Below are 8,155 nucleotides of genomic sequence, written 5' to 3'. Positions count from 1 at the left end.
GCCTCGCGGCGTGCGGCGCGACCCACACCTTCCTGGTGCCCGCGGACGCGCAGCGCGCGGTCGACCACCCGGCCGCCCGCGGCGCGACGCGGCGGCCCGCGCTCCGCCACCTCCTGCTCGGCGCCGCGCCGGTGGAGGTGCCGCTCCTGCGGCGGCTGCGCGCGGTGCTGCCGCCGGCGGCGACGGCGTGGGCGGTGTACGGGATGACCGAGATCCTCCCGGTCGCGACCGTCTCGATCGACGCGAAGCTCGCGTGGGCCGGCGACGGCGACCTGCTCGGCGCGCCCGCGCCCGGGGTCGAGGCGCGCGTCGCCGACGACGGCGAGCTGCTGCTGCGCGGGCCGCAGCTGTGCGCCGGCTACCTGGGCGAGGCGCCGATGCGCGAGCACGCCACGGGCGACCTCGTGCGCCTGGACGACGGCGGGCGGCTGGTGCTGCTGGGGCGCAAGAAGGACATGATCATCCGCGGCCACGACAACGTGTATCCCGCGCTGCACGAGCCGGTGGTCGCGCGCATCCCGGGCGTGCGGCGGTGCGCGATGGTGGGCGTGCGCGACGCGCGCGCGTCGGACGAGCGCATCGTGCTGGTCGTGGAGCCGGCCGAGGGCACCGACCCGGCGGCGCTCGCGCGGGCGCTGCCGGCCGCGCTGCGCACCGGGGACACGCGCATCGACGACGCGGCGCTCCCCGACCGCATCCTCGTGATGCCGCTCCCCGAGGCCGGCCGCTCGCGCAAGGTGGACCGCGCCGCGCTGCGCGCGGTCGCCGCCCGCGCGCTCGCCGACGGGAAGGGCGTCACGTGAGGATCGCCGTCACCGGCGCCAGCGGCTTCGTCGGCGGGCGCGTGGCGCGCGCGCTGGCCGCGGAGGGGCACACCGTGCTCCCCTACGGCCGCCGCCCCGCCGCGGCGCTGGCGGACCCGCCGCCCGGCTACGTCGCGTGGGACGTCACCGCCGGCCCGATCGCCGCGCCGGCCGTGCACGCGGTGGTGCACTGCGCCGCGCGCGTCGACGACTGGGGGCCCGAGGAGGCGTTCCGCGCCGCGAACGTGGAGGGGACGCGCGCCGTGCTGGAGACCTGGCCGGACGCGCGCGTCGTGTACGTGAGCACCTCCAGCGTGTACTCCGACGGGGTGCGGACGGTCGGGGTGCGCGAGGACGCGCCCACCGGCGACTGCGCGCACTCCGCCTACGCGCGCACCAAGGCCGCGGGGGAGGCGCTGGTCCTCGCGCTCGGCGCGCGCGGCGTGGTGCTGCGCCCGCACGTGGTCTACGGGCCGGGCGACACGACGCTGCTGCCGCGCGTGCTGGCCGCCCGCTGGCCGCGCGTGCGCGACCCGTCGCCCGACGCCCGGCGGCGCCTGCGCCGCTTCCTCCCGGTGCCCGACGGCGGGCGGCACCGCGTCTCGTCGACGCACGTCGACAACCTGGCGCACGCGGTCGAGCGCGCGCTGGCGGCGCCCGGCGCGCACGGCGCGTTCAACGTCGCCGACGGCGGCGCGCCGCTCACCGTGGCCGAGCTGCTCGACCGGCTGCTCGCCGCCGCCGGCCACCCGACCGAGCTCGTGGCGGTGCCGGCGGGGGTGGCGATGGCCGTCGCCTCGGCCGCCGAGTGGGGGTGGCGGGCGGTCGGGGCGCGGCGGGGGCCGCCGCTGACGCGCTACGCGGTCGCCCAGCTGTCGGCCGAGCACACGCTGGACACCACGCGCGCCCGCGAGGTGCTGGGGTACCGGCCGCGGTGGGCGGCCGGCGCGGGGCCGGTGCGCGAGCGGGACGACCGCGCGGGCGGGAGCCGTATCACGCTCGCCGCCCCGGCCGGAGGGTGAACACAAGTCGCCGTCGGGGTTATACTTAGGAGGCGCGGTGGGCGGGCCCGGCATGTGGCGCGGGCCCGCCCGCCGCGCGTCCGCCCGCACCCCGTCGCATGAGCGCCCCCGTCCTCCCCTCCGCCCCCGCCGACTCCCCCGACGCGCTCGCCGAGCGCGTCGCGCAGGAGGCCGCGCGCCGGCGGACGTTCGCGATCATCTCCCACCCGGACGCCGGGAAGACGACGCTCACCGAGAAGCTGCTGCTCTACGGCGGCGCGATCCACCTCGCCGGCTCGGTGAAGGCGCGGCGCGCGGCGCGGCACGCGACCTCGGACTGGATGAAGCTCGAGCAGGAGCGCGGCATCTCGGTCACGAGCTCCGTGCTGCAGTTCGACTGGCAGGGGTACAAGGTCAACCTGCTCGACACGCCGGGGCACGCCGACTTCTCCGAGGACACGTACCGCACGCTCATCGCCGCCGACAGCGCGGTGATGCTGCTCGACAACCGCAAGGGCGTCGAGGAGCGCACGCGGCAGCTGTTCGAGGTCTGCCACAAGCGGCGCACGCCGATCTTCACGTTCGTCAACAAGTGCGACCGCGCCGGCGAGGACCCGCTCAAGCTCCTCGACGACGTCGAGAAGGACCTCGGCATCACCTGCGCGCCGGTGACCTGGCCGATCGTCGACGGCGACAAGTTCGTCGGCGTCTACGACCGCCTCACGCACCACGTGCTCCTGTTCGAGCGCGGCGAGAAGCACGGCTCCGAGATCCTCGACACGATCGAAGGCGGGCTCGACGCGCCCGAGATCGCCGACCACTGCTCGCCGTACGCGCTCGACAAGCTGCGCGAGGACCTCGAGCTGCTGGAGATCGGCCTCGGCCAGTTCGACCCCGAGGCGTTCCGCGCCGGCACGCTGTCGCCGACGTTCTTCGGCTCCGCGCTGACGAACTTCGGCGTCGAGCCCTTCCTGCGCGAGTTCGTGCAGCTCGCCCCCGGGCCGGGCCCGCGCGAGACGACGAAGGGGCCGATCACCCCCGACGACCCGACGTTCGCGGGGTTCGTGTTCAAGATCCAGGCGAACATGGACCCGAAGCACCGCGACCGCATGGCGTTCGTGCGCGTGGTGAGCGGGCGCTACGCGGCCGGGATGGAGACGACGCTCGTGCGCACCGGCAAGGCGATCCGCCTCTCGGCGCCGCAGAGCGTGATGGCGCGCGAGCGCCAGGCGATCGACGAGGCGTTCCCGGGCGACGTGGTCGGCATCGTCGACAAGGGGACGCTGCGCATCGGCGACACGCTGCTGGAGCAGGCCCCCAAGGCGGCGCCGGCGTTCAGCGACATCCCGCGCTTCCCGCCCGAGCACTTCGTGCGCGTGCTCTCGGCGGACCCGATGCGGCGCAAGCAGCTCGACACGGGGCTCAAGCAGCTCTCCGAGGAGGGCGCCGCGCAGGTGTTCTTCGCCGAGAAGGACGCGAAGCTCGGCAGCGGCCCGTCGCCGATCGTGGGCGCGATCGGGCAGCTGCAGTTCGACGTGATGCTGTTCCGGTTGGAGAGCGAGTACGGCGCGCCGGCGAAGCTCGAGTCGCTCGGCTACGGGAACCCGCGCTGGGTGACCGGGGACCCGAAGGAGATCGACCGGGTCGGGGCGGTGCACGGGCGGATCCTGCTGTACGACATCAAGGGGCAGCCGATGATCCTCTTCTCGGACCGGTGGGCGATGCGGTCGGCGCTGGAGAAGGAGACGAAGGTGCAGTTCCACGAGGCGGCGCCGTAGGGACCGGAACGGCGAACTCGGGAACGGCGAACTCGGGAACGGCGATCACTCGCAGTCTCCGAGTTCGCCCCTATCGCGTTCGCCCTTCCGAGTTCGCCTTATCGGCTCTCAGATGCAGCGACAGCGTCCCGAACTTCAACGCCGTCTCCATCTTCACCAGCATCCGCCGCGGATCGTCCGTCAGCCACACCTCCGTCCGCGCCGCCTCCGACAGCAGCCCCTTCGTCCGCACCACCGGCCGCAGCACGATCGTCTCGAACTCCCCCGCCGGCACCTTCACCCGCTCCTTCCGGACCACCGTCACCCGCACCGGGTTCCGGTCCGGCCGGAAGTACCGGTCGAACGTGTACGTCTCCCCGACCACGAGCGGCACCGTCCGCACGAAGTAGAGGAACGACGCGTCGTCCAGCGGCTGCGCGGCCGTCGCCGCCGTGTCCCCGTCGGCCTCGGTGAAGAACCCGCGCTCGGGGAAGATCTCGTACGCCCGCGTCCGCGGCGTGCTCCCCTCGCGGTTGTCCTGCGTGTGCCGCAGCGAGCTGAAGGTCCGCGGCTCGACCCACGAGTCGAGCTGGTAGCGCACCTTCCAGCCGAGCGCCCCGCCGCTGACGTGCATCGCCAGGTGGAGCGTCTCGTGGCCGCGCACGTCCTCGACCGCCACGACCTCCATGTGGCCGCGCCCCGCCTTGAACGGGCCGACCTTGGCGTCGTACTCCAGCCGCTCGCCCACCCCGAACGGGAGGGCCGCGATCGCCGCCCGCACGTCGCGCGGGGCCGCCAGCGCCGGCGCGCCCTGCGCGCGCGCGCCGCCCGGCGCGCCGGGCGCGGGCGCGGCGGCGGCGGCGAGCAGCAGGCGGGGGAGCGAGGGGCGGGACACGGGAGGGGGCGGTGAGGGGGACGTCGGTCTGGCGTTCGGCTTCGAGTATCGGACGGACGGCGGGGCGCCGATTCATCGGTCGGCCCCCTTCTCTCTACTCCGGCAGGGTACGACCGGTCATCCCGGTCGCGCATGAGGCGGACGACCCAGCCCCGATCCCACCCGGGCAGGCGGCCGGGAGCGTGACGGTGGCGGCACGGGGCGGGGCGGCGGTACCGTCCGGGGAGCGCCGTCCATGATTGGATGCGGAGCGGCGGAGCGGGACCGGACATTCCGGGGTAGACCATCCGTGCTGCGCACCCTCCTCGTCGCCCTCCGGCTCGCCCCGCTCGTCCTGTCGATCCTCCGCGACCACCGCCGCTGGCTGTGGTTCGGGGCGCCGATCCCGCGCACCCGCGCCTTCCACGAGCGCCGCGCCGCGCGGCTGGTCGCCACCGTCGCCGCCCTCGGGCCGGCGTTCGTGAAGATGGCGCAGATCGTCGGGTCGCGGGCCGACCTCGTCCCCGAGCCCTACCTCTCCGCGCTCGGCACCCTGCACGACCGCGTCCCCCCCGTGCCGGCCGCGCGCGTGCGCGAGACGCTGCTCGCGGAGTACGGCGCCCCCGTCGAGTCGCTGTTCGAGGCGTTCGACTGGACGCCGCTCGCCGCCGCCTCGCTCGGCCAGGTGCACCGCGCGCGGCACGAGGGGCGCGACGTCGTGGTGAAGGTGCTGCGCCCGGGCGTCGAGCGCGTGATGCGCGCCGACGTGCGCGCCGCCGCGTCGCTGTTCGCCTTCGCCGAGCGGCGGTGGGGGCAGGGGAAGGCGGCCGGCCACTTCCGCGGGCTGCAGAACGTGCTGCGCGAGTTCTCCGTCCGCGTGTGGGAGGAGATGGACTTCCGCTCCGAGGCGGCGTACGCGCGGGAGACGCGCGCCAACTTCGCCGGGCGCGCCGGGGTGAAGGTGCCGTACGTCGTCGACGCGCTGGTGCGGCAGCGCGCGCTGGTGCTCGAGTACGTGCCCGGCACGCGCATCGACCGGCTGCAGGACCGGGTGGCGGCCGGCACGCTGGACGCCGCGGAGCTCGTGCGGCGCGTGATCGAGCTGTACATGCAGATGATGCTGGTGGACGGGCTGTTCCACGCCGACCCGCACCCCGGCAACCTGATGGTGCAGGACGACGGCACGATCGTCGTCCTCGACTTCGGCATGGTCGTGCGCGTCGAGCGCGGGCTGCGGCGGCGCCTCGCGCGCACCGCGTTCGCCGGCATCCAGCGCGACGCCGAGGGGCTGATCGACGGCTTCTACGAGCTGGGCGTGCTGGAGCCGCACGCCGACCGCGCGATGGCGCGCCACCTCGTGGACGCGCTGCTCGACATCGCCCACACCGCCGACACGACGACGCTCGACCGCATGCAGCTGGTGGCCGACCGCGTGATGGCGACGCTCTACGACTTCCCCGTCACCCTGCCGAGCGACCTGGTGTACTTCGCGCGCACGGCGGCGCTGATCGAGGGGCTGGGGACGCGCTACGACGCGCGCTTCAACGCGGTGACCTTCGCCGCGCCGGTCGCGCTCCGCATGCGCGGCGCGATCCTCGAGTCGCTGCGCGACCCGGTCACCGGCGACACAGGGCTCCCCCCGGTCGACTGGGCGCGCCTGCTCGGCGGCGCGGCGGGGCAGGCCGCGGCGGCGGTGGTGCGCGCCACCCGCGGGCTGGCGGCGCTGTTCGAGTCGGTGGTGCGGGAGGTCGGGGCCGCGATCGACGAGGCGGTGGCGATGCCGACCGAGCGTCGAGCGGCGAGCGAGGAGCGTCGTGCGTCGCCGCCGCCGCGAGACCCCTCCCTCCCCTCCCTCGACGCTCGACGCGCGACACTCCCCGCTCCGCAGGACCTCGCGGCCGACTGACCGCGACGCGCGGCTACTCCTCGCCGCCGTTGCGCAGCGTCAGCGGCCGCTCGGCGCGTCCCAGCAGCGCGCCGTCGCGCGCGACGGCGCGCGCCACCAGCGCCCGCGTCCCGTCGGGGAAGCGCGCGCGCGCGGTCGCCGCGTCGCGCGCCGCGGTGGGGAGCGCCACGCGCACCGCGCGCCGCCCGAGCGGGCGCGTCGCCAGCGTCTGCCCGCCGAGCGTCAGCTCGAGGCGCGCGTCGGCGGGGAAGAGCGCCGGGTCGGCGCGCACCACCGCGGCGACCGTCCCCGCGACCGCCGCCTCGTCCGCCACCGGCGCGTCGCCGGCGCGCACGCCGAGCGCGAGCGCCGCGCCGCGCGCGGCCGGGGTGACGTCGACCGTGACCGCCGCGCGCAGGAACGGGTTGGCCGACGACGTCGCGGCCACCGTCGCGCGCCCCGGCAGCCGCGCGAGCAGCGTCCCGTCGATCGCCACCACGGCGACGCTCGTGTCGCTCGACGTCCAGCGCACCGTCGAGTCGGCGCCGGCGGACAGCCCGAACACGCGCGCGTCGAGCGCCGTCACGCGCCCCGGCGCGAGCCGCACGGCGTTCGTGTCGCGCCCGGCCACCTGCAGGCGGACGCCGCGCACCGTCACCGGCACCGTGTAGATGATCCCCGCGTCGGGGGCGACCGCCGTCACCGCCCCCTGCCCGGGCGAGAGCGCCGTCACCACCCCCGCCGCCGTGACCGTCGCGACCGTGCCGCGCGACAGGAAGAGCACGCCCCCGTACACCGGCTGCAGGTCGAGCTGCGGCTTCAGCCGCGCCGTGTCGCCGGGCGCCAGCACGAGCACGCTCGGCGTCACCGCGAAGTCGGGCGCGCGCGGCACCAGGATCCCGTCGCCGCCGCACCCCGCGAGCGCGGCGAGCGTGCAGACCAGCGGGAGGATGGGGCGGAGGCGGGGTGGAGGCGGACTCGTCACGGCGGCGTCGGAACGGGATCGGTACCCCCACCCGTCAGGGCAGGTTCGATTCCACGCGGCCGCGTTCGCCCCGGGCGTGACGGGGATCATGGTGGCGGGGGGCCAGCCGCCGCCGCTCGCGCCACCTCGTCATGCGGTACCGCGACCAGGAGCCTCGGCGTGATGGGGAAGGGCCGGGCCGCCTCAGCGCGGCAGCCGCGCCTCGCTCACGACCTGCGTCGAGAGGACGAAGTCGAGGCGCGGGAAGTCGCGCTGCAGGTAGAGGTTCCCCTGCGCCGCCAGCTTGTCCTGGTCGGGCCCCTTGCCGCGCGGGGGGCCCTCGCCGTACCCGGAGTGCAGCGAGTCGACGACCTGCGACAGCCCGCCGATCACCCGCCCCACCGGCGCGAAGCCCAGCCGGTCGAGCCGCCCGTTGCCGGCCAGGTTCACGAACAGCTGCGTCGTGCGCGTGTTGGGGCCCGCCGTGGCGAAGCTGACCGTGCCGCGCACGTTCGCCTGCCGCACCGGGTCGTCGGGGAAGGTGCGCGACTCCCAGATCTTGTTGACCGCGGGGTTCCCGTGCGCCCCCCACTGCGCCACGAAGCGCGGCAGGACGCGGAAGAAGCGCGTGCTGTCGTAGAAGCCGCTCCTCACCAGGTAGTAGACGCGGTCGGCCCCGCGCGGCGCCCAGGCGCGGATGAACTGCACCTGGAACGGCCCCTGGGTCGTCTCGAAGCGCACGACGAAGGTGTCGGGCGCGGTCTCGACGACGGGGTCGGGGTTCAGCAGCGGGTCGCGGCGCGGGGCGACGCCGCGCGGCCCGCCGCCGCACGCCGCGGCGACGGCGCCGCCGAGCAGGGCGGCCAGCGGC

The 8,155-nt window shown here is 75.9% G+C and carries 7 protein-coding genes; 4 read left to right on the top strand and 3 right to left on the bottom strand.

Going from position 1 to position 8,155, the window contains the following annotated elements; genetic code table 11:
• The 3 genes from PYV61_RS16520 to PYV61_RS16510 all read left to right on the top strand — a co-directional run.
• Positions 1–803 (top strand): class I adenylate-forming enzyme family protein (locus tag PYV61_RS16520; RefSeq protein ID WP_275833576.1); only part of this gene is annotated, 803 nt, incomplete at its 5' end.
• On the top strand, positions 800–1,825 hold the full coding sequence (locus tag PYV61_RS16515; RefSeq protein ID WP_275833574.1) for an NAD(P)-dependent oxidoreductase: 1,026 nt from the start codon (positions 800–802) through the stop codon (positions 1,823–1,825). The genes PYV61_RS16520 and PYV61_RS16515, both read left to right, overlap by 4 nt.
• Positions 1,826–1,923: 98 nt before the next feature.
• Positions 1,924–3,582 (top strand): peptide chain release factor 3, encoded by a 1,659-nt coding sequence (locus tag PYV61_RS16510; protein ID WP_275833572.1) that lies wholly within the window; start codon positions 1,924–1,926, stop codon positions 3,580–3,582.
• 70 nt (positions 3,583–3,652) lie between these two features.
• Here PYV61_RS16510 and PYV61_RS16505 read toward each other — a convergent pair whose 3' ends face one another.
• Positions 3,653–4,456 (bottom strand): DUF3108 domain-containing protein, encoded by an 804-nt coding sequence (locus tag PYV61_RS16505; protein ID WP_275833570.1) that lies wholly within the window; start codon positions 4,454–4,456, stop codon positions 3,653–3,655.
• 289 nt (positions 4,457–4,745) lie between these two features.
• Here PYV61_RS16505 and PYV61_RS16500 point away from each other — a divergent pair, with 289 nt between their 5' ends.
• The gene (locus PYV61_RS16500) at positions 4,746–6,341 is read left to right on the top strand and encodes an AarF/UbiB family protein (protein WP_275833567.1); all 1,596 of its coding nucleotides are present in this window, start codon (positions 4,746–4,748) and stop codon (positions 6,339–6,341) included.
• Positions 6,342–6,354: 13 nt separating this feature from the next.
• Here the strand turns inward: PYV61_RS16500 and PYV61_RS16495 are convergent, their stop codons facing one another.
• Both PYV61_RS16495 and PYV61_RS16490 read right to left on the bottom strand, forming a co-directional pair.
• Positions 6,355–7,305, bottom strand: coding sequence for an Ig-like domain-containing protein (locus PYV61_RS16495; protein ID WP_275833565.1), 951 nt, complete (start codon positions 7,303–7,305; stop codon positions 6,355–6,357).
• A gap of 183 nt (positions 7,306–7,488) precedes the next feature.
• Positions 7,489–8,155: peptidylprolyl isomerase (locus tag PYV61_RS16490; protein ID WP_275833563.1), on the bottom strand; the 667-nt coding region annotated here is incomplete at its 5' end.

It is taken from the genome of Roseisolibacter sp. H3M3-2, from assembly GCF_029211165.1.
Classification (GTDB): domain Bacteria; phylum Gemmatimonadota; class Gemmatimonadetes; order Gemmatimonadales; family Gemmatimonadaceae; genus Roseisolibacter.
Note: the sequence above shows the minus strand (reverse complement) of the source record. Positions and strands in the feature narration are given on the sequence as shown.